This window comes from Halobacillus sp. ABA4_118 (assembly GCF_056160205.1).
The window spans coordinates 197,031-216,985 of sequence record NZ_JBSWWS010000001.1 but is presented as its reverse complement, the minus strand read 5'-3'; the positions used below and the strand labels follow the sequence as shown (position 1 = coordinate 216,985).

The window sequence follows — 19,955 nt, the reverse complement described above, 5'->3', positions numbered from 1 at the left end:
TTAAATGAATTTTTATAAAAAACGTTTCCGGACATCCGGCGTCGGTATCGGGCAGGAGTCGTCTTTTTTTCCGAACCATTTGTAACGATTGGATGCAAACCACCGGTAAAAAGCGTTGCGCAGCGGTCTTGGGATCAGAATCAACAAGTACGCAAGCTGCCAGAATCCTTTCAACTGCCGGCTGATCGTCAAAGCGGCGGTGGATTCCAGGCGGGCTTTTCCGTTCTGGATTAATACAAGGCTGTCGGTGTCATGGGGAATGTTATACTGCAAAAGCAGTTCCCGGCCCTTGTCACTTTGAAGCGATGCAAATTGAAACCGGCTGCGGGGATCTCGTTGAATGATGAACTGGACACTTTTGTCGCAGAAATGGCAGTCCCCGTCGAATAATATGATGGCACTCATAGGTATCACCTCATGTATGATTATACCATTTTATGCAGGGATCCTCTAAGGAATTTCAAGAAAACGTCTGCTTTGGAAAAGCGTCAGAGTCCCTCTTTCTCTCATACGCTATGGAGGGAAGGAGTGGTGGATGTGCTGCTTTTCACGTATCTGTTCATCGGCGTGTTTTTCTGCTTTTTTAAAAAAGAACCGGTGCTGAAGGACAAACAGGAGCAGGCGGTATATATGTTTTACCTGCTTGGATGGATTGTCCTGTGGCCGGTGTTTCTTATACGAAGACTCATGCGAGGGATTTAAAGGCAGAACCGCAAAAGATTGCCGGTCATAGTCGGAGGCAGAGGGCAGACAATAAGAGAGGCTTTAAGCCAACCGATTTGAGGAGTGATCAGGATGGAAAAGAATAATGTGCAGTGGCTGCCGGTTATCGCTTCGATCGGTATCGGTGCGGCCACATACAGCATGATGACTGGTCAGGCCGGACAACTGCAGAATGTCATTCCGAGTTTAGCGAAGATGTCCGGGAAACAAGGTACAGCCTCTAATCAGTAAATGAAAAAGGCATGCAGATGACTGCATGCCTTTTTCTACGTCCATTTATATAAGATGTGTGGAATTCTCAGTTGGTAGTTGGATGGATCGTTTATCAATTTCTTGCGTGACTAAGTGAACAAATTCGTCGTCCAGCTGAAGCTTTACAGACTCCAGATAGGTTTCCAGCAAGGTTTGATCATCAAGCAGTGACAAAACGATACAACTCCTTAGCGTATGATTCGTTATTATTTTATTGACATTTACTTATTCTAGCAAAAAAATCTGTTTATTCATGAGTAGAAAGACCTGTTTTGTGGAATTGATGGACGATATATAAATTATTCTCCTATACGATTGATGCAGGTGTGTACGTTTCTGTTTGTTCGTGTCTAAACAACAGGAATAGCGGAAAGCGGCGGTGGGGCACGGGGTTTCCATTGTATTTCTATTGTATTTGCTTTAATATAGCGTAATAAGCTGAGGAACGATGGTTTGAACGGAGCAGCGATAGGAAAGAATAAGGAAACAAGGACGTTTTTTTAGGGAAGGGTGTCTTATGGAGAATAAAAGAGGAAACCTTGTGATGTTTCCTGGATGGAAATCGAGACTGGAGCAGTCGGGACTGGAGGCTCTGAAGGAAAAGCGCTACAAGGAAGCGGCGGAAGCCTTTGAACCACTTGTCGAGTATGATCAGGCCGGCCATGATGTTATCACAGGGCTGTTGATGAGCTGGATTGAGCTCGGTCAGTTCGATCAAGCTGAGGAATTGTGTCAAGAGCAGATGAAGGAAACGATCGACCAGTATTACCATTACTTACATATCTACATTACGATCCTTTTCCAAAGCAGCCGTTACAGCGATATCATCGACCTGCTCGATGAAGTTTTTGAATCCGAGGACATCCCCCACCAGAGCCGTACACAGCTGTGGCAGATGTATGAAGTGAGCAGAAAGCTGCTGGAAGACAGCCGGAAGGAGCAGGGGAAGGAATTATCCCTCGCTTTCAAGGAAGCCTTGGAAACTGATCACATACATAAGCAGTGGCAGACCCTCGATCACTTAAAGAAACAGGACCCCCATGATTATCTGGAGGAGTTTATCGTGTACCTTCAGGAACCAGCCGTACACCCCATGATAAAATCCTCGATTTTGGAATGGTTTAGAGATGGACGTGTGGATAGAGAAGTGGCTTTGACAAAATTCGGCATGGAAATGACCATTGTGCCCGGCCATTTATCGATGCTTCAGCATGATTATATTATGAAGCAGATCCAGATGAGGCTCGGCCAGGTGGAACAGAAAAATCCAACGATGTATGAGATGGTCAACAACTTGTTGTTCCACTACTGCTACGTCCGCTATCCCCTGTTCCCTGATGAAGAGGAAGTGCCGCTGCTCGTCGAAGCGCTGAAGCAGCTCGGCCATGAATACCTGCAGCTTCCCTATAAACCGGATTCCCATTTAGAGGAAGTGGACCGGTATAAATCAGAAATTGAACTGTGTGAGCAGCATTATGTTTTCGTGACCGGTTCCTAGAAAAACCAATGAGAGTCACGCCTTGAAAGCAGCGGGGATTATGTTATAATGTAATGGTTGCAAAAGAGATTCGTATGTAATCAGAGTCATAGAATCAGTAAACCATCGTCTCCGGACGAAAATGTGAATAGATGTTGGAGGGAATTTTTTATGTCAGCAAAATGGGAAAAGCAAGAAGGCAATGTAGGTACATTAACAGTTGAAGTACCTGCAGGCGAGTTCGACAAAGCCCTTGATTCTGCCTTTAAAAAAGTAGTTAAACAGGTACAGGTACCTGGATTCCGTAAAGGGAAAGTACCTCGTAAATTGTTCGAACAGCGCTTCGGAGTAGAATCTCTGTATCAGGATGCTCTTGATATCATCCTTCCGGAAGCTTACTCTAACGCCGTGGACGAAGCAGGCATCGAGCCGGTTGACCGTCCTGAAGTTGACGTGAAGCAGATCGAAAAAGGCCAGGACCTGATTTTCACTGCTGAAGTAACGGTGAAGCCTGAAGTGAAACTTGGCGAATACAAAGGTCTTACTTTTGAAGAAGAAAGCACAGAAGTTACAGACGAAGACGTAGACAGCGAACTGAAGCAGATGCAGGAGCGTCAGGCTGAGCTTGTTGTTAAAGAAGAAGGATCCATTGAGAACGGCGATACAGTCGTTATGGACTTCGAAGGATTCGTTGATGGGGAAGCATTCGAAGGCGGCCAGGCGGATAACTACTCTCTTGAAGTAGGTTCCGGTTCTTTCATCCCTGGTTTCGAAGAGCAGCTTGTTGGTAAGCAGGCCGGCGAAGAAACAGAAGTGGAAGTCACATTCCCTGAAGAATATCACGCAGAAGAGCTTGCTGGTAAAGCGGCTACTTTCAAAGTGAAAGTTCACGAAATCAAAGGCAAAGAACTTCCAGAACTTGATGATGAATTCGCGAAAGATGTCGACGAAGAAGTCGAATCCCTGGAAGAACTTAAAACGAAAACACGCACGCGTCTGGAAGATCAGAAGAAAACTGATGCAGACAACCAGAAGCGTGAAACTCTTGTAAATAAAGCTTCTGACAATGCTGAGGTTGAAATTCCGGATGCCATGGTCGACACTGAGCTTGACCGTATGGTTCAGGAATTCGAACAGCGCCTTCAGATGCAGGGCATGACGAAAGACATGTACTTCCAGTTCACTGGTCAGGACGAAGACGCCCTTCGCGAGCAGATGAAAGAAGATGCTTCGAAGCGTGTGAAAACGAACTTGACTCTTGAAGCTATTTCCGAGGCGGAAAATGTCGGCGTAACCGATGAGGACGTCAATGCTGAACTGGAAAACATGGCTGGCATGTACCAGACAGATGTAGCTCAGCTGACGCAGATGCTTGGCGGGAACACGGACATGATCAAAGAAGACCTGAAAGTCCGCAAAGCCATCGACGTTCTTGTCGAAAACAGCAAAGCTGAATAATACTGATGGAAGACAAGGTGCCCGGGTACCTTGTCTTCTCATATATTTTCTTCGGAAACACCGTTTAGGCGGGGTGGTTTGTGGGGAAAATAATGATACTTCCAAGCGTTTTTACATATACTATTTAAGATGCTCAGAGGTTTGACTTATGCGTTTTATATCTACATAATGAGGGTGTCGCAGGAATTGACGGCACACCTCTAAAAGGTATTGCTTTTGTGTTTGGAGTTTATTTGGTATGATGGGCAAAAGAAGCGAAACGTTGGCGTCGTATCAGTAACTTCAGTCGCAACGATTGCGTCATTTTATTAAGGGGTGAAACGTATGTTTAAATTTAACGATGAAAAAGGACAATTGAAATGTTCTTTCTGCGGAAAGAGTCAGGAACAAGTCCGAAAACTCGTTGCAGGACCTGGCGTATATATATGTGATGAATGCATTGAATTGTGCACAGAAATTGTGGAAGAGGAGCTTGGCAACGAAGAAGAGGTGGAGTTCAAGGAAGTTCCGAAGCCTCAGGAAATCCGTGACATTCTGAATGATTATGTCATCGGACAGGATCAGGCGAAAAAGAATCTTTCCGTTGCTGTTTACAACCACTACAAGCGTATTAACGCCGGAGTGAAAAATGATGAGGTGGAGCTTGCGAAGAGTAACATTCTGATGCTTGGACCTACCGGAAGCGGTAAGACACTGCTTGCCCAGACCCTTGCACGTATCTTGAATGTTCCGTTCGCTATTGCAGATGCTACGTCTCTTACAGAAGCCGGTTATGTCGGGGAAGATGTGGAGAACATTCTTCTTAAACTGATCCAGGCTGCTGATTATGATGTAGAGAAAGCAGAAAAAGGAATCATCTATATTGATGAAATTGATAAAGTAGCACGTAAATCAGAAAACCCTTCCATTACACGTGACGTGTCCGGTGAAGGTGTCCAGCAGGCGCTTCTTAAAATCCTTGAAGGAACGCAGGCGAGTGTTCCTCCACAAGGTGGGCGGAAGCATCCTCATCAAGAATTCATCCAGATTGACACGACGAATGTCCTGTTTATCGTGGGTGGGGCCTTCGATGGGATCGACCAGATTATCAAACGCCGCCTGGGCAGAAAAGTGATCGGATTCGGCTCCGAGCAGGTGACGGACGAAGCAGAGAAGAAGGATCTTCTGACGAAAGTGCTGCCTGAAGACCTTCTAAGCTACGGTCTAATTCCGGAATTCATCGGACGCCTGCCGGTAATCGGCAGTCTCGAGCAGCTGGATGAGGAAGCATTGGTTGAAATTCTTACAAAACCGAAAAACGCTCTTGTCAAACAGTATCAGAAGCTGCTTCAAATTGACCATGTTGAGCTGGAAATGGAAGAGGAAGCGCTTCGTGAAATTTCCCGTCTGGCCATTGAACGGAAGACAGGGGCACGCGGCCTCCGCTCCATTATTGAAGGCATCATGCTTGATGTGATGTATGAACTTCCTTCCCGCGATGATATTGAGAAGTGTATTATCACGAAAGATACAGTCAAAGCGGAAAACGGCCGTCCGAAGCTTGTGCTTACAGATGGAACCGTAGAGGATGACAACAAACAGTCACCGAAAGAAAGTGCGTAACGCCTGAGGGGGTTATCCCTTGAAAAAGCCGTGCTACGAATAACTGTAGCACGGCTTTTTTATAGGGGCTTTACAGGCACGATCCAAGCATGAAACCGTAGTTTCTGCTTATAATAGGGATACCATAAGGAAAGGTCCCCTGCCTGACTCGAGGCCGGGGCTATGTGTGTTGGCACCATCTGGTATCGTTTCGTTTACTTTCCACTTACATTTCTATATGATTAAATTACGTATCCGCATTTATCGGAGGTGCAAATAGATGACAGACAAACAAAGAAACAATATACCTCTACTTCCTCTCAGAGGGCTGCTTGTCTACCCGTCCATGGTGTTACACCTGGATGTCGGCCGGGAGAAATCTGTCCAGGCCCTGGAGCAGTCCATGATGGATGATAATGAAATTTTCCTTGTTTCTCAAAAAGAAGTGAACATTGATGAACCAGCGTATGAAGACCTTTATTCCGTAGGGACCGTAGCCCGCGTCAAACAGATGGTGAAGCTTCCGAATGGAACCAACCGTGTGCTCGTCGAGGGACTGCACCGGGCAGGCATGGATGAATTCAGTGAGGAGGGCGACTTTTACCGGGCGTCTATTGAGATCATTGAAGATGAACATGAAGATAAAAACGAAGAAGAAGCATTGATGCGCATGCTGCTCGAACAATTCGAGAAGTTTGTAAAAGTATCGAAAAAAGTGACACAGGAAACGTACAACACTGTAGCGGACACGGATGATCCAAGCCACCTGGCTGATATCGTCTCGTCCCACCTGCCGATTAAATTGAAGGACAAGCAGGATGTGCTGGAAACCCGCAATGTGAAAGAACGCTTGAATAAGCTGATTGAGCTGATCGGCAATGAACGAGAAGTACTTCAGATCGAACAGAAGATCGGCCGTCAGGTGAAAAAATCGATGGAGAAAACACAGAAGGAATACTATCTCCGCGAACAGATGAAAGCGATCCAGAATGAACTTGGTGACAAGGACGGGAAAACTGGAGAAGTCGCTCAGCTGAAAGAAAAAATCGACAAGGCTTCCATGCCGGAACGGGTGGAACAGGTGGCTCTTAAAGAGCTTGGCCGTTATGAGAAGATACCTCAGAGTTCTGCAGAAAGCTCTGTCATCCGTAACTACATCGAATGGCTCGTTTCTCTGCCTTGGTCGGAGGAAACGGAAGACAACCTGGATGTGAACCGCGCGGAAGGTATTTTGGATGAAGACCACTACGGACTTGAGAAAGTGAAGGAACGGGTGCTGGAGTATCTGGCTGTCCAGAAGCTCACCCAGACGATTAAAGGGCCGATTTTATGCCTTGCGGGACCTCCAGGGGTAGGGAAGACATCTCTGGCCAAGTCCATCGCACGGTCCATCAACCGTAAATTCGTCCGTGTATCTCTTGGTGGGGTGAGAGACGAAGCTGAAATCCGTGGCCACCGCCGGACCTATATCGGAGCGATGCCGGGTCGGATCATTCAGGGAATGAAGCGGGCGGAAACCGTCAACCCGGTTTTCCTTCTGGATGAAATCGACAAAATGGCAAGCGATTTTCGGGGAGATCCTTCTTCTGCGATGCTTGAAGTGCTCGATCCAGAGCAGAACGGGACATTCAGTGATCATTTCATTGAAGAAAACTATGACTTATCGAAAGTTATGTTCATAGCTACGGCGAACAACGTAGCCAACATCCCCGGACCATTGCGCGACCGGATGGAAATGATTACGATTGCCGGTTATACAGAAGTGGAGAAACAGCAGATTGCCAAAGAGCACCTGCTTCCCAAGCAGATTAAGGAAAATGGCCTGAAGAAAAGCCAGCTGCAGGTGAGAGAAGAAGCCCTTCTCAAACTGATCAGGCGCTATACCCGTGAAGCGGGTGTCCGGGGATTGGAAAGAGAATTGGCCGGATTGTGCCGAAAAGCGGCTAAGATTATCGTAGCCGGTGACAAGCAGCGCGTCGTCGTCACCGAAAAAATGCTTGAGGAACTTCTCGGCCGTCCTAAATTCCGTTATGGACGGGCAGAGCTTGAAGATCAGATTGGTACAGCCACCGGTCTTGCCTATACAACAGCAGGCGGAGATACACTTTCTATTGAAGTGTCCATCTATCCAGGGAAAGGCAACTTGACGTTGACGGGTAAACTGGGAGATGTCATGAAAGAATCCGCTCAGGCAGCCTTCAGTTATATCCGTTCACGGGCGGCTGAACTTGATATTGATCCGGAGTTCGTGGAGAAGAACGATATCCACATTCACGTACCTGAAGGAGCGACACCGAAAGACGGCCCTTCAGCGGGGATCACGATGGCCACCGCTCTTGTCTCCGCTCTTACCGGACGTCCTGTCCGCAAGGAAGTCGGGATGACTGGTGAAATCACACTCCGCGGCCGTGTGCTTCCAATCGGCGGCTTGAAGGAGAAATCTTTGAGTGCGCACCGGGCGGGCTTGACGAAAATCATCATTCCTGATGAAAATAAGAAAGACCTGGAAGATATTCCAGACAGTATTAAAGAAGGCTTGACCTTCGTCCCTGTGAAACACTTGGATGAAGTATTGGATCAGGCATTGGCGGAGGGTGCACATGAAGGTTAATACCGCAGATATTGTCATTAGTGCGGCGAGCAGGAAACAGTATCCCAACCAACCGATTCCGGAGATCGCCCTTGCCGGGCGGTCCAACGTCGGTAAGTCATCGTTTATTAACAAGATGATTCAACGAAAGAACCTGGCCCGGACATCTTCCAAGCCGGGAAAAACGCAGACGCTTAACTTTTATATCATCAATGATAAATTTCATTTCGTTGATGTGCCCGGTTATGGCTATGCGAAAGTTTCCAAAAAGGAACGGGCCAAATGGGGAGCGATGATGGAGGAATATTTTGCTGAGCGTGAACAGCTGAAAGCGACCGCGCTCATCATCGACGTCCGCCATAAGCCTTCCGAGGATGACCAGGCGATGTATGACTATTTGAAGCATTTTGACGTGCCGGTGATGGTCATTGCAACAAAGCTGGATAAAATTAAAAAAGGGCAGCGCCATAAGCAGCTGAAAATGATTCAGGAGGTGCTGGAAATGGAAGAAGAGGATACCCTTATTCCATTTTCATCCGAAACAGGTGAAGGAAAAGATAAAGCCTGGAAAGCGATGCTCTCTCATCTGCAGGTATAAAAGAAGACCGTTCTCCCTATGGGAGAGCGGTTTTTTTATGTATTTTTCCATTAAAGAAGAGGAATGTCGAGTATTTATAAGGTATATCTAGTATTTATGCATTATATCCGCTGTACCTTTCTATATACCCATTTTTAGAATCTCACTAATTTTGGGAAATATTTGATAAATCGATATACTTTTAATATTACAGAACGATGACAAACAGAGAAGGGATGATACAGGGCTGATGAAGAAAATGAATGGGATGCTGCTGTTATTCATGACTCTGGTGCTGGTGCTTTTCCTTGCTGCTTGTGGAAGCAGTGACGATGGTGCTTCCGGAGATGAAGGAGACAGTGGTTCAGAGGATACATCAGAAAATAATACGGATTACGAGCTGGTGGAGGAAGGGACATTTACCTTTGCGGCTTCCGGAGAGTTCCGTCCTTTCAGCATGACAGGGGCCGATGGAGAGATGGAAGGCTTCGATATTGACGTGGCCAATGCCATTGCAGAGGAACTGGGACTTGAACCAAGTCCTCAGAAGCAGAAGTTCGCAAGTATTGTAGAAGGGGTGAAAACCGGTCGTTTTGACGCAGCGGTCGCCAGCCATACGATTACAGACGAGCGTAAGCAGGAGGTGGACTTCTCGACACCTTATTATTACTCAGGTGCACAGATTTTCACCCGTGCAGACAGTGACATTGAAACCCTTGAGGATCTGGAAGGAAAAGAAATCGCTCTTTCTAAAGGATCCACATACAGTCAGTATGCAGAAGAAGTGACGGAGAATATCAAGACCTATGACAGTGATGTCGTAGCCCTGCAATCTTTGTCCAAGGGTCGTCACGATGCTGTCATTACCGATTTTTTGACCGGAAAGGAAGCTTCCGGTGAAGGGCTGGATATTGAGGCGAAGGAAATGATTGAACGCAGCGAGCAGGCCGTCGCTGTATCGAAGGAAAATACAGAATTACTAGATGAGATCAATGCAGCACTGGAAACACTTCGAGAAAATGGTACCCTTTCTGAAATCAGTGAGGAATATTTTGGGGATGACATCACAACGCCTCCTGAATAAACCGTGATGTTAGACAGGAACGAAGGTGAAGAGTGCGCAGCCGCGTACTCTTTTTCATATGACAGAGGAGTTGGTGCAGATGTATTTGAATGTTGTTCATTTCTGGGATTCATTGATCAGCAGCCGGGGGATGTTCTTTGAAGCGGCTCAGCTGACGCTCGCCTTAACGGCTGTCTCCATTTTTATTGCAATTTTCATCGGTCTTATGTTTGCTTTTATGAAGATTTCCGATATTAAAGTGTTGGAATGGATAGCGAATATCTACATTTATGTAGTCAGAGGAACACCGTTGATCGTCCAGATTTTTGTTTTCTACTACGGGCTGACCGAAATATGGATGATCAGTGGGTTCTGGTCGGTAGCGCTCGGTCTTGCCTTCCATAATGGAGCCTACATTGCTGAAATATTCAGAGGTTCGATACAGTCGATTGGAAAAGGACAGACGGAAGCAGGGCGCTCTCTCGGAATGAGTCAGGCGCTTACGATGCGCCGGATCATTCTGCCCCAGGCGTTCAGGCGTGCATTGCCACCGCTGGGAAATCAGTTTATTATTGGGTTGAAAGATTCATCCCTGGCTGCATTTATCGGGGTATCGGAGATTTTCGCTGTCGCCACCACTCAGGGGGCGAATACCTTTGATTACATGACCTGGCTTCTTGTCAGTGCGGTATGGTATTTGATTCTGGTCTTCCTGCTGACCCTTGTTGTCGGGGCTGTTGAGAAGAAACTGGCGGCCAGCGATTAATGGAGGAGGAAATCGATTGTCTGATTATATGATTGAAGCGAATCAATTAAATAAATATTTTGGAGACCTGCACGTCTTGAAGGATATTGACTTTCAAGTAAAGGAAAGTGAAGTCGTCGTCTTGATCGGGGCCAGTGGTTCCGGGAAAAGTACGATGCTTCGCTGCCTCAATTTCCTGGAAATGAAAAATGGCGGAGAGCTGTACATTCAGGGGAAAGAAATCAATCCGAAGAAGGATAACCTGAACGAAGTGCGCCAGCGGGTCGGAATGGTATTCCAGCACTTTAATCTGTTTCCGCATAAAACGGTGCTCGGGAATGTAATGGAAGCTCCGCTGCAGGTAAAAAAGCTCTCCAAGGCGCAGGCGGAAGAGGAAGGGAAGCAGCTGCTTGAAAAAGTCGGGCTCGGCGATAAGGCGGATGTATTCCCGTCCCGCTTGTCCGGTGGACAGAAGCAGCGTGTAGCCATCGCCCGCGCCCTGGCGATGAAGCCTGAAATCATGCTGTTTGATGAGCCTACTTCAGCGCTTGATCCGGAGCTTGTCGGAGAAGTGCTTCAAACGATGAAGACCCTTGCTCAGGAAGGGATGACGATGGTCGTCGTTACGCACGAAATGGGATTTGCCCGTGAAGTGGCCGACAGAGTCGTGTATATGCACGATGGAAAGATCGTCGAGAGCGGGACCCCACAGGAGATTTTCGAAAATCCGAAAGAAGAGCGGACACAAGCCTTCTTAAGTTCCATCCTGTAAAAGAAAAACAAGGCTGTCGATGAATGTCATCGACAGCCTTGTTTTTCTGCTTCTCTTACGTTTTCTTTTTAAGAAGGTACAGACCGAAGGCAATCAAGGCCAGAGGCCAGAACCTTTCGACTAATAGGAAGAATTGGTTGATCCACTGCATCCAGGCAGGCATGGTGGGGGAAAAAAGGACAAAAGCTCCTGTCCCGAGGAGGACTAGGGCTGGAATGAGTCCTTTTTTTGTTTTTCTATACTGAAGCAGAAAAGCGGCGCCGACAATACAGAGGTACACGCCCCAGTGATCGCGCCAGAAAACCAGCTGATCAACAGCTAGAAAATGAATCCCGAAACCAGTAACGATCGTTCCTGTAAACAGACTGGAAGTATCTTTACTCACATAGCTGTGAAACAAAAAGGCTGCGCCGACCAGCACGAGCAGGAACGGCCACGAGTAAAACGGCTGCAAGTGGGGAATATTGAGATGACGAAGAAAAAAATACGCACCCAGTCCAATGAAGAGAAACCCAAGCAGGGTATGGTTTTTATTCAATGTGCTCACATCCAGTCATTATGTAATGATAATGTTTGTTCCTTGATATTCTCCTGTAGATTTGGTATATTACAAACGAATTATAAATTAGATTCGTTCTAATCTAATAATTATAAGTATTTGATTGAATAACTCTATTTCATCCTATCATAACAGATTCAAGATCTGTTCATAATTGGGACAAAAAATCTTCCGTTATTTATGTTATAATCTACACTACAGGAGAAAATCTGCACGTGTAATGGGGGTATACGAAATGCACATTATAGCCGTCGGTCTTAATTACAAAACAGCCCCTGTGGAAATTCGAGAGAGGCTCACATTTTCTGAAGAGAAGCTTGAGGAAGCTATGGCCCAGTTGAACGGGCGTAAAAGTGTCCTGGAGAATGTGATTATTTCTACATGCAACCGTACGGAAATTTTCGCCGTCGTGGACCAGATCCATACAGGACGGTATTATATTAAACAGTTTTTAGCTGACTGGTTTCAAGTGGATAAAGAGGCGTTCACCTCTTACCTTGCGATATATGAAACAGATGGAGCTGTCGAGCATCTGCTGCGCGTCACTTCCGGCCTTGATTCCATGGTTCTCGGAGAGACGCAGATCCTTGGACAGATGAAGCAGGCGTTTCTGCGTGCGCAGAATGCAGGCACGACGGGAACTATTTTCAACCAGCTGTTCCGACAGGCCGTCACCATGGCGAAGAAAGCACATAGTGACACGGAAATCGGTGAAAACGCTGTCTCGGTCAGTTATGCAGCTGTGGAGCTGGCGCGGAAAATCTTCGGTGACCTCGCTCATAAGCACATTGTGATTCTGGGTGCTGGAAAAATGGGCGAACTGGCCGCCAAAAACCTTCACGGATCCGGTGTTCGTAAAGTGACTGTGATCAACCGCACGCTGGAAAAAGCGCGGACTGTTGCCGGTCAATTTAACGGGTATGCCCGGACGATGGATGAACTGGAAGCGGTACTCGCGGATGCGGACATCGTCATCAGTTCTACAGGTGCGTCCGAATATGTGATTACGAAGGAAATGATGGAGCCCGCTCATAAGAAACGGAAGGGCAAGCCGCTTTTCTTCGTCGATATTGCTGTGCCTAGAGACCTGGATCCAGCGATGGAATCATTGGAAAGTGTCTTTCTCTATGATATTGATGACCTTCAGGGAATCGTAGATGCCAATCTGGAAATGCGCAGACAGGCTGCGGAGGAAATCGAGATTATGATGGAAGCGGAAATCGTGGAGTTCAAGCAGTGGCTCCAGACGATCGGTGTAGTTCCAGTGATTTCTGCGCTTCGTTCCAAAGCCCTTGATATCCAGTCGGAAACGATGAAAAGCATTGAACGGAAAATGCCTGACTTATCCGACCGTGAACGGAAAGTGTTGAACAAGCATACGAAGAGTATCGTCAACCAAATGTTAAAAGAACCGATCTCACAGGCCAAGGAACTGGCGGCCCAGCCGGATTCTGAAGAAACCCTGAAGCTGTTCACCCAGATCTTCGGTATTGAAGAGCAGGTGGAAAAAGAGGTCCAGGAGCAGGAAAAAAAGAACAGCTCAGCGAATGAGCGTCATATAGAGGCCGATCATTCTGTTTCCATCATCAGCCCTATGATTCATTCCTGAGGGGGGCGGCTCCATGTTTGAGTTGAAATGGGTGTACGAGCTGATCCTTTTCCTTTATGGACTCAGCCTGATCGGGTATTTTATTGATTTTGTCCAGACAAACCGGAAGGCCAACCGTGCGGCCTTCTGGTTGCTTAGTATGGTCTGGGTTCTGCAAAGCGTCTTTCTGTTGTCCCAGTTTTTCATGAACGACAACTTTCCAATCATGACGGTTTATGACGGCTTATATTTTTATACGTGGATTCTCGTCACGTTTTCTCTATTAATCAACCGGCTGTTCAAAATGGATTTTCTCGTATTCTTTACGAATGTCGTCGGTTTTTTGATTATGATTATTCATATTTTCACAAGGGCTCAGAATGTAATGGAGAAGGAAGGGGTGGCGCTGGTCAATGAGCTTCTCGTCATCCACATCAGCCTGGCGATTATCTCCTATGGCTTTTTCACGCTTTCCTTTATTTTCTCCATCATGTATTTACTGCAGTACCGGCTGTTAAAAAAGAAAAAATGGAATGCCAAATTGTTCCGGCTCGGTGATTTAACAAAGCTGGATCATTTTTCTTATATTGCGGTCATTTTAGGCGTGCCCCTCCTCCTCATTGCCATCATTCTCGGGGTTGTCTGGGGTTATGTTTCAACAGATGTGTTCTACTGGTATGATTTTAAGACGCTCGGCTCTTTCCTCGTGTTGATCGGTTATATGATTTATCTCATTCTGCGGGTGGTTAAAGGGTATCAGGGACGGACCATTTCCATATTTAACGCCGCCGCCTTTTTATTTCTACTTATCAATTTCTTTTTATTCAGCTCCCTATCCAATTTTCACTTTTAAAGAGGAGGAACAAGCATGAGGAAAATCATTATCGGCTCTAGAAAGAGTAATCTGGCCATCACTCAGACGGAATGGGTGATCGATCAACTGAAACAGATTGATCCATCCTACGATTTCGAAATTAAGCGGATCACGACAAAAGGGGACCAGATACTTGATGTGACGTTATCTAAAGTAGGAGGCAAAGGCTTGTTCATCAAAGAGATCGAACAGGCGATGTATGACGGTACCATTGATATGGCTGTCCATAGTATGAAGGATATGCCGGCTGTGGTGGCTGAAGGGTTGACGGTCGCTTCCGTACCCATCCGTGAAGATCACCGCGATGCGTTCGTTTCCAACGGTCACGTTGCCTTGAAGGATCTTCCGGAAGGTGCCATCGTTGGGACCAGCAGCCTGCGCCGCGGGTCTCAGATCAAAGCGGTCCGTCCGGATCTTGAAATTAAATGGATCCGCGGGAATATTGACACGCGCCTTAGAAAGTTGAAAGAGGAAGATTACGACGCGATCGTTCTGGCCGCTGCCGGTTTGAAGCGGATGGGCTGGGATGACAACCTTGTCACAGAGTATTTAGAGCCGGAGGTTTGTGTACCTGCTGTCGGTCAAGGAGCGCTCGCTATCCAGTGCCGTGAAGAGGATAAAGAACTGCGTGATTTTCTTATGAAACTGAATCATGAATATACGCAGACGACAGTGGCGGCCGAACGGAAATTCCTTCACGACCTGAATGGCGGATGCCAGGTTCCGATTGGCGGGTACGCTTACCGGAAAGGCGATGATATCGTTCTTACCGCTTTAGTGGGAACGCCGGACGGCGAAACGATTCTTCATGAGACGGTCACTGGACAGGATCCGATTGAAGTCGGGCGTCATGCGGCTGATCTTTTAAGAGACCAGGGGGCACAGGAGATCGTTGATCGTGCCAAAGAGGAGTATGGTCAGTAATGGACGCGCCACTGCAGGGGAAGAACATCCTCATTACTAGAGGCAGATCCCAGGCGGCGCCGTTGAAAGAGCGGATTGAGGAAGCGGGCGGTGTTCCAAAACATACCCCGCTTCTCGCTTTTCAATTGAACGATCAACAGAAAAACGAACACATAGTAGAAGAACTTCACGAATTTTCCTGGATTTTTTTAACCAGTTCCAATGCCGTGAAGTTTTTTTTCAAATGGCTGGATAGGCATGGCCGGGTTCTTCCTGATCAGGTCCGTATAGCTGTCATCGGCACAAAAACAGAACGTGCGCTGCAGAGGTATGGAAGAAAAGCGGATTTTTTGCCTGCATCCTTTCAAGCGGCTAAAATGGAAGAGGAATTTTTTCAAATGTACCCGGATCCGGGAAAGCTTTTATACATACGGGGAAACCGTTCCCGGGACGTTCTTCCGGAAGCTTTTCGTAAACGTGGCGTGTTTTTCAAATCGCTGACCGTTTATGATACGCTGTTATTGACGAGTAATCAAAAAAATATTACCAGCTGGCTGGAGAACGGGGACCTGGATGCCTTGACGTTTACAAGCCCGTCCACCATACAGGCTTTTAAAGCGGTGACGAAGGGCAGCCGGGAAAACGGGTTGTCCCTGCCCTGCTTCTGTATCGGACCGACGACGGCCCGGAAAGCGGAGGCGGAAGGGTTTACCTGCGTGTTCACTCCGCCGCAGTATACCATAGAACACATGGTGGAACAGATGGTTTTCTATTTTAAGAACGAAAGGAATCGATAGGAATGAAAGATCTGCAATTTAAACGGCACCGTCGACTGCGCCGCACGGAATCCATGAGGGCGCTCGTAAGAGAAACACATCTGCGCACAGATGATTTGATCTATCCGATTTTTGTCGTCGAAGGCCGGGATATTAAGAATCCAGTAGCTTCCATGCCGGGAGTTCATCAAGTGTCTCTTGACCACTTGACGTCCGAAATGGAGGAGCTTGTGACGCGAGGCATCCGTTCAGTGATCGTTTTCGGAGTTCCTGGACATAAGGATGACGTCGGGAGTGAAGCTTATAATGAAGAAGGCATCGTCCAGCGTGCGATCCGCCAGATTAAAGAAGAGGTACCTTCCCTGACCGTCATTGCTGATACATGCCTGTGCCAGTATACCGATCACGGTCACTGCGGCATCGTTCGTGACGGGGACATCGATAACGATGAATCCTTAACCTACATTACCCAGACAGCTGTCACCCAGGCACAGGCCGGTGCGGATATTATTGCTCCGTCCAATATGATGGACGGCTTTGTCGCAGCCATCCGCCGGGGACTTGATGAAGCCGGCTTCAGTCATATTCCAGTGATGTCCTATGCCGTGAAGTTTGCGTCCGCCTTTTACGGTCCATTCCGCGATGCTGCTCACAGCTCTCCTCAGTTTGGAGACCGCCGTGCTTATCAAATGGATCCATCCAACCGACTGGAAGCTCTTAGAGAAGCAGAGTCTGACGTCGAGGAAGGCGCTGACTTCCTTATCGTCAAACCGGCACTGGCTTATCTTGATATCATGCGGGAAGTGAAAGACCGTTACAACCTGCCTGTCGTCGCCTATAACGTCAGCGGCGAATATTCCATGATCAAGGCTGCTGCCCAGAACGGCTGGGTCAATGAAAAAGAAATCGTCCTTGAAAAGCTGACCGCTATGAAGCGGGCCGGTGCGGATTTGATCATTACGTACTTCGCTAAAGATGCGGCAGACTGGCTGAAGGAAGACCAATCATAAGAAGGAAGGTGCTGACGATGAAAAACTTTGATCGTTCCAAACAAGCGTATCAGGAAGCTGTAGAATTGATGCCCGGGGGAGTCAACTCTCCGGTTCGTGCATTCAAATCCGTAGGCATGGATCCGATTTTCATGGAAAAAGGAGAAGGCTCCAGGCTGTTTGATGTCGACGGCAACGAGTATATCGACTATGTTCTTAGTTACGGCCCGTTGATCCTCGGCCATGCCGATGAAAGGGTGACCGACGCTTTAACAAAAGTGACGGCCCACGGGACAAGCTTCGGAGCGCCGACAGAGATTGAAAACCAACTGGCTGATCTCGTCCGCGAGCGCGTCCCTTCTATTGAAATGCTGCGTATGGTCAACTCCGGGACAGAAGCAACGATGAGTGCCCTGAGAGTGGCGCGCGGTTATACCGGCCGGGATAAAATCCTTAAATTTGAAGGGAACTATCATGGTCATGGAGACTCTCTGCTGATTAAGGCTGGATCCGGAGTGGCGACACTCGGCCTTCCAGATTCACCGGGTGTCCCAGCTTCCATAGCCCAGAACACGATTACGGTCCCATACAACGATCTGAAAAGTGTCCAATATGTCTTTGAAGAGTACGGGGATGACCTGGCGGCGGTCATTATTGAGCCGGTATCCGGAAACATGGGTGTGGTCCCTCCGAAGGAAAGCTTCCTCCAGGAGCTTCGCCAGCTGACCGAAGACAATGGGACGGTTCTGATCTTTGATGAAGTTATGACGGGCTTCCGTGTCGGCTACCACAGCGCTCAGGGCCATTTCGGTGTCACTCCGGATATGACTTGTCTCGGTAAGGTGATCGGCGGCGGACTTCCTGTCGGTGCCTATGGTGGGAAGCGCGAAATCATGGAACGTGTCGCGCCGGTTGGTGATATCTACCAGGCAGGGACGTTATCAGGGAACCCGCTAGCCATGACGGCCGGGTATCAGACGATATCTGCGATGACAGAGGAAGCCTATGCTTCCATCAGTGAACGTGTGGATCAGCTGATTGAGGGTTATAAAAAGGCGGCCGAAACCTATGACATTCCGCTTACCGTCAACCGCGCAGGTTCCATGGTTGGTTTCTTCTTTACCGACGAACCTGTCTATAACTTTGAAACGGCTAATCAATCAGACCTGGATATGTTCAAGAGATACTATCAGGGCATGATTCAGGAAGGTGTCTATCTTCCACCTTCCCAATTTGAAGGAATGTTCCTTTCCGTGAAGCACACGGAAGCAGACATTGAACAAACGATTGAGGCAGTCAACAAAGTATTTTCAACACTTAACTGAACGCCCCTTTTAGAAAACAGGCAGCCGTTATCATCGGCTGCCTGTTTTTTTGGGGGAGAATACCGGTGGATAGCGGGATGTTTTACGGCGATTCCTCCCATTCATGTATATAACGATATCTTCCGCATAAGGTGTTAGTAGAGAACAGGAATACCTTAGGGAGGGACTCTGGATTGCCGAATAAACAAAATGTATTTTCCTTTTATCTGGATGAATCGATATGGTTTCAGGAAGGACAGGGTGTAAGAGAGCTGATTGGTATTTCTTTAGAGCCAGATATTACGATTGAAGACCGCGGAGATGAAGTCTGCCTGAAGGGGACCGTTGATCTCGGCGGTGAATATATTCCAACGGGCCCTCAATCCGAAGCGGAGCCTGCGGGAGCTTCGGGAGCAAGGGTGATGGATACTGTCGAAGCGCAGGATGACGGTGTCTACGTCTTTTCCCACGCTTTTCCAGTAGAGATTCGGGTCCCATTGGAGCGTGTTTCCAATTTGGATGATGTGCTGATTGACATTGAGACGTTTGATTATGAACTGCCGGCTGACCGTCAGCTCCGCCTTCACGCACAAATCACGATTAACGGAGTCGAGGAAGCCCGGAATGAAGCGGCCAATGACGATGCGTTCGATGAGCCTGTCCAGGCGGGACCTGTCAACTTCAAGGAGGAAACGCCGGAAGCCGAGCGGGCGGTTCCCGAAAAAGAAGCCCCTGTATTCCGGATGAACGGACAGGAACAAGAGGAACAGGAACAGGACGATGACGGACGTTGGTTTTACAAGAAATCACAGAGCTTTCCTGAATTTTTTGGAACAGAGCAGGAAGCTGTCCATGACATCCAGGCTTCTCCCGACAGTACGTCAGACTGGGGAGAGGTCAGTGTGGAGGAGTCCTCAGAGTCCAGTGAATCGGAGGCGCCCCCTGGTGGGATGGATGGCATCAAACAAATTTTCAAGCACTTGTTCCCGAACCGTGAGGATACGTATACCCGGATGAAAATGTATATTGCCCAGGGGGAGGAGACTTTGACTTCCATCGCTGAGAAGTATGATGTTCCAGTCAGACAGCTGGAGCGTGTGAACAGCTGTGATGAGGATGTAGCCCCTGGACAGATTGTGTATATTCCTGATTAAATCCATTTGTATTTAAAAGCCAGCCACAGACCGATGACGAGTCCGAGAAGGAAAATATCGAAGGTCGTCGGCCAGAAAATGGTACGTAAAGCCTGGAAAATCACAATCGGAAGCAGAGAGGTTTCAATGACAATCAACCACGTCTTACACCATGGTGGCAGCCGGTAGCGGTACATTCGGCTCATCTGTACACCTCGTTTCTTAAATATAGAAGCCCGCAGGCCCTGTCTGCGGGCTTCTGCATATTTTTTGTCAGACAGTTGACTAAAGACGTATGTTCTATATACAATATGTAATATAGTCTTTATACGTGAAATGCTTAGATAGGGAGTAGTACGTAATCATTTCTTCCAGAGAGGAAAACGAATGGTGGAAGTTTTCCATGAACCCTGATTATGAAAGTCGCCCTTGATGCAGCTTCTTTGAACATGAGTAGGAGAAGCCGGTTCGAAGCCGTTATGATTGTGAGTGTGCAGGAGTCTCTCCTGTGAAATAAGGTGGTACCACGGAAATCAAACCCTTTCGTCCTTTTACTGGATGAAAGGGTTTTTTTATTTTCCCGGCTGGTAA

At 47.5% G+C, this 19,955-nt stretch carries 21 protein-coding genes and 1 other annotated feature; of the genes, 17 read left to right on the top strand and 4 right to left on the bottom strand.

The annotated features are described in order from the left end of the window. Positions 1–12 precede the first annotated feature (12 nt). Positions 13–405 (bottom strand): thiol-disulfide oxidoreductase DCC family protein, encoded by a 393-nt coding sequence (locus tag ACXAGL_RS01195; protein WP_474989491.1) that lies wholly within the window; start codon positions 403–405, stop codon positions 13–15. Positions 406–528: 123 nt separating this feature from the next. On the opposite strand from ACXAGL_RS01195, the gene ACXAGL_RS01190 reads away from it, so the two are divergent. Together ACXAGL_RS01190 and ACXAGL_RS01185 are read left to right on the top strand one after the other, a co-directional pair. Then, positions 529–702 carry a hypothetical protein gene (locus ACXAGL_RS01190; RefSeq protein ID WP_281658300.1) on the top strand — a complete coding sequence of 58 codons (174 nt, stop codon included), beginning with the start codon at positions 529–531 and terminating at the stop codon, positions 700–702. 93 nt (positions 703–795) lie between these two features. Continuing rightward, complete coding sequence (locus ACXAGL_RS01185; protein ID WP_474969125.1) at positions 796–954, top strand: hypothetical protein; 159 nt, start codon at positions 796–798, stop codon at positions 952–954. Positions 955–999: 45 nt separating this feature from the next. Here the strand turns inward: ACXAGL_RS01185 and sda are convergent, their stop codons facing one another. Further along, entirely contained in the window at positions 1,000–1,149 is a 150-nt protein-coding gene (gene sda, locus ACXAGL_RS01180; protein ID WP_277988129.1) for a sporulation histidine kinase inhibitor Sda, read from the bottom strand. Positions 1,150–1,492: 343 nt separating this feature from the next. On the opposite strand from sda, the gene ACXAGL_RS01175 reads away from it, so the two are divergent. The 8 genes from ACXAGL_RS01175 (at position 1,493) to ACXAGL_RS01140 (ending at position 11,238) form a co-directional block, all read left to right on the top strand. Beyond that, complete coding sequence (locus ACXAGL_RS01175) at positions 1,493–2,473, top strand: tetratricopeptide repeat protein (protein WP_474969124.1); 981 nt, start codon at positions 1,493–1,495, stop codon at positions 2,471–2,473. Between the two features lie 150 nt (positions 2,474–2,623). Next, positions 2,624–3,910, top strand: coding sequence for a trigger factor (gene tig, locus ACXAGL_RS01170; RefSeq protein WP_206935372.1), 1,287 nt, complete (start codon positions 2,624–2,626; stop codon positions 3,908–3,910). Positions 3,911–4,234: 324 nt separating this feature from the next. Beyond that, complete coding sequence (gene clpX / locus ACXAGL_RS01165; RefSeq protein WP_027955236.1) at positions 4,235–5,512, top strand: ATP-dependent protease ATP-binding subunit ClpX; 1,278 nt, start codon at positions 4,235–4,237, stop codon at positions 5,510–5,512. Between the two features lie 259 nt (positions 5,513–5,771). Then, positions 5,772–8,102 (top strand): endopeptidase La, encoded by a 2,331-nt coding sequence (lon, locus tag ACXAGL_RS01160; protein WP_474969123.1) that lies wholly within the window; start codon positions 5,772–5,774, stop codon positions 8,100–8,102. Continuing rightward, entirely contained in the window at positions 8,092–8,679 is a 588-nt protein-coding gene (gene yihA / locus ACXAGL_RS01155; protein ID WP_474969122.1) for a ribosome biogenesis GTP-binding protein YihA/YsxC, read from the top strand. The genes lon and yihA overlap by 11 nt, the downstream gene beginning before the upstream one ends. Positions 8,680–8,908: 229 nt before the next feature. After that, entirely contained in the window at positions 8,909–9,742 is an 834-nt protein-coding gene (locus tag ACXAGL_RS01150) for a transporter substrate-binding domain-containing protein (protein WP_474971180.1), read from the top strand. Between the two features lie 79 nt (positions 9,743–9,821). Beyond that, positions 9,822–10,487: an amino acid ABC transporter permease gene (locus ACXAGL_RS01145; RefSeq protein WP_051254688.1), complete on the top strand. Its 666-nt coding sequence runs from the start codon at positions 9,822–9,824 to the stop codon at positions 10,485–10,487. Positions 10,488–10,515: 28 nt separating this feature from the next. Next, on the top strand, positions 10,516–11,238 hold the full coding sequence (locus ACXAGL_RS01140; protein ID WP_474970424.1) for an amino acid ABC transporter ATP-binding protein: 723 nt from the start codon (positions 10,516–10,518) through the stop codon (positions 11,236–11,238). A 55-nt stretch (positions 11,239–11,293) separates the two neighbouring features. Here the strand turns inward: ACXAGL_RS01140 and ACXAGL_RS01135 are convergent, their stop codons facing one another. Then, positions 11,294–11,776, bottom strand: a complete 483-nt coding sequence (locus ACXAGL_RS01135) for a LiaI-LiaF-like domain-containing protein (protein ID WP_474971181.1) — start codon at positions 11,774–11,776, stop codon at positions 11,294–11,296. A gap of 256 nt (positions 11,777–12,032) precedes the next feature. Here ACXAGL_RS01135 and hemA point away from each other — a divergent pair, with 256 nt between their 5' ends. From hemA to ACXAGL_RS01100, 7 genes are all read left to right on the top strand, one after another. After that, positions 12,033–13,406 (top strand): glutamyl-tRNA reductase, encoded by a 1,374-nt coding sequence (hemA, locus tag ACXAGL_RS01130; protein ID WP_474989489.1) that lies wholly within the window; start codon positions 12,033–12,035, stop codon positions 13,404–13,406. 13 nt (positions 13,407–13,419) lie between these two features. After that, entirely contained in the window at positions 13,420–14,238 is an 819-nt protein-coding gene (locus tag ACXAGL_RS01125; protein WP_474969118.1) for a cytochrome c biogenesis protein, read from the top strand. Between the two features lie 15 nt (positions 14,239–14,253). Then, positions 14,254–15,183: a hydroxymethylbilane synthase gene (hemC, locus tag ACXAGL_RS01120; protein ID WP_474969117.1), complete on the top strand. Its 930-nt coding sequence runs from the start codon at positions 14,254–14,256 to the stop codon at positions 15,181–15,183. After that, positions 15,183–15,959, top strand: a complete 777-nt coding sequence (locus tag ACXAGL_RS01115; protein ID WP_474969116.1) for a uroporphyrinogen-III synthase — start codon at positions 15,183–15,185, stop codon at positions 15,957–15,959. The genes hemC and ACXAGL_RS01115 overlap by 1 nt, the downstream gene beginning before the upstream one ends. A 2-nt stretch (positions 15,960–15,961) precedes the next feature. After that, a complete protein-coding gene (gene hemB, locus ACXAGL_RS01110) occupies positions 15,962–16,948 on the top strand; it encodes a porphobilinogen synthase (RefSeq protein WP_027955247.1) in 987 nt (328 codons plus the stop codon). A gap of 17 nt (positions 16,949–16,965) precedes the next feature. Then, positions 16,966–18,252 (top strand): glutamate-1-semialdehyde 2,1-aminomutase, encoded by a 1,287-nt coding sequence (gene hemL, locus ACXAGL_RS01105; protein WP_474989487.1) that lies wholly within the window; start codon positions 16,966–16,968, stop codon positions 18,250–18,252. 173 nt (positions 18,253–18,425) lie between these two features. Beyond that, positions 18,426–19,385, top strand: coding sequence for a LysM peptidoglycan-binding domain-containing protein (locus tag ACXAGL_RS01100; RefSeq protein WP_474989485.1), 960 nt, complete (start codon positions 18,426–18,428; stop codon positions 19,383–19,385). Here ACXAGL_RS01100 and ACXAGL_RS01095 read toward each other — a convergent pair. Continuing rightward, positions 19,382–19,570 carry a hypothetical protein gene (locus ACXAGL_RS01095; RefSeq protein WP_027955250.1) on the bottom strand — a complete coding sequence of 63 codons (189 nt, stop codon included), beginning with the start codon at positions 19,568–19,570 and terminating at the stop codon, positions 19,382–19,384. The two genes, ACXAGL_RS01100 and ACXAGL_RS01095, sit on opposite strands and share 4 nt — an antisense overlap. A 126-nt stretch (positions 19,571–19,696) precedes the next feature. Next, positions 19,697–19,918 (top strand) — a binding site (T-box leader). The last annotated feature ends 37 nt before the right edge of the window (positions 19,919–19,955 follow it).

What these genes read in the sequence shown, in the direction of transcription:
- ACXAGL_RS01195 (WP_474989491.1), bottom strand. Translation starts at nt 405, where the DNA reads ATGAGTGCCATCATATTATTCGACGGGGACTGCCATTTCTGCGACAAA.
- ACXAGL_RS01185 (WP_474969125.1), top strand. Translation starts at nt 796, where the DNA reads ATGGAAAAGAATAATGTGCAGTGGCTGCCGGTTATCGCTTCGATCGGT.
- ACXAGL_RS01175 (WP_474969124.1), top strand. Translation starts at nt 1,493, where the DNA reads ATGGAGAATAAAAGAGGAAACCTTGTGATGTTTCCTGGATGGAAATCG.
- tig (WP_206935372.1), top strand. Translation starts at nt 2,624, where the DNA reads ATGTCAGCAAAATGGGAAAAGCAAGAAGGCAATGTAGGTACATTAACA.
- clpX (WP_027955236.1), top strand. Translation starts at nt 4,235, where the DNA reads ATGTTTAAATTTAACGATGAAAAAGGACAATTGAAATGTTCTTTCTGC.
- lon (WP_474969123.1), top strand. Translation starts at nt 5,772, where the DNA reads ATGACAGACAAACAAAGAAACAATATACCTCTACTTCCTCTCAGAGGG.
- yihA (WP_474969122.1), top strand. Translation starts at nt 8,092, where the DNA reads ATGAAGGTTAATACCGCAGATATTGTCATTAGTGCGGCGAGCAGGAAA.
- ACXAGL_RS01150 (WP_474971180.1), top strand. Translation starts at nt 8,909, where the DNA reads ATGAAGAAAATGAATGGGATGCTGCTGTTATTCATGACTCTGGTGCTG.
- ACXAGL_RS01145 (WP_051254688.1), top strand. Translation starts at nt 9,822, where the DNA reads ATGTATTTGAATGTTGTTCATTTCTGGGATTCATTGATCAGCAGCCGG.
- ACXAGL_RS01140 (WP_474970424.1), top strand. Translation starts at nt 10,516, where the DNA reads ATGATTGAAGCGAATCAATTAAATAAATATTTTGGAGACCTGCACGTC.
- hemA (WP_474989489.1), top strand. Translation starts at nt 12,033, where the DNA reads ATGCACATTATAGCCGTCGGTCTTAATTACAAAACAGCCCCTGTGGAA.
- ACXAGL_RS01125 (WP_474969118.1), top strand. Translation starts at nt 13,420, where the DNA reads ATGTTTGAGTTGAAATGGGTGTACGAGCTGATCCTTTTCCTTTATGGA.
- hemC (WP_474969117.1), top strand. Translation starts at nt 14,254, where the DNA reads ATGAGGAAAATCATTATCGGCTCTAGAAAGAGTAATCTGGCCATCACT.
- ACXAGL_RS01115 (WP_474969116.1), top strand. Translation starts at nt 15,183, where the DNA reads ATGGACGCGCCACTGCAGGGGAAGAACATCCTCATTACTAGAGGCAGA.
- hemB (WP_027955247.1), top strand. Translation starts at nt 15,962, where the DNA reads ATGAAAGATCTGCAATTTAAACGGCACCGTCGACTGCGCCGCACGGAA.
- hemL (WP_474989487.1), top strand. Translation starts at nt 16,966, where the DNA reads ATGAAAAACTTTGATCGTTCCAAACAAGCGTATCAGGAAGCTGTAGAA.
- ACXAGL_RS01095 (WP_027955250.1), bottom strand. Translation starts at nt 19,570, where the DNA reads ATGAGCCGAATGTACCGCTACCGGCTGCCACCATGGTGTAAGACGTGG.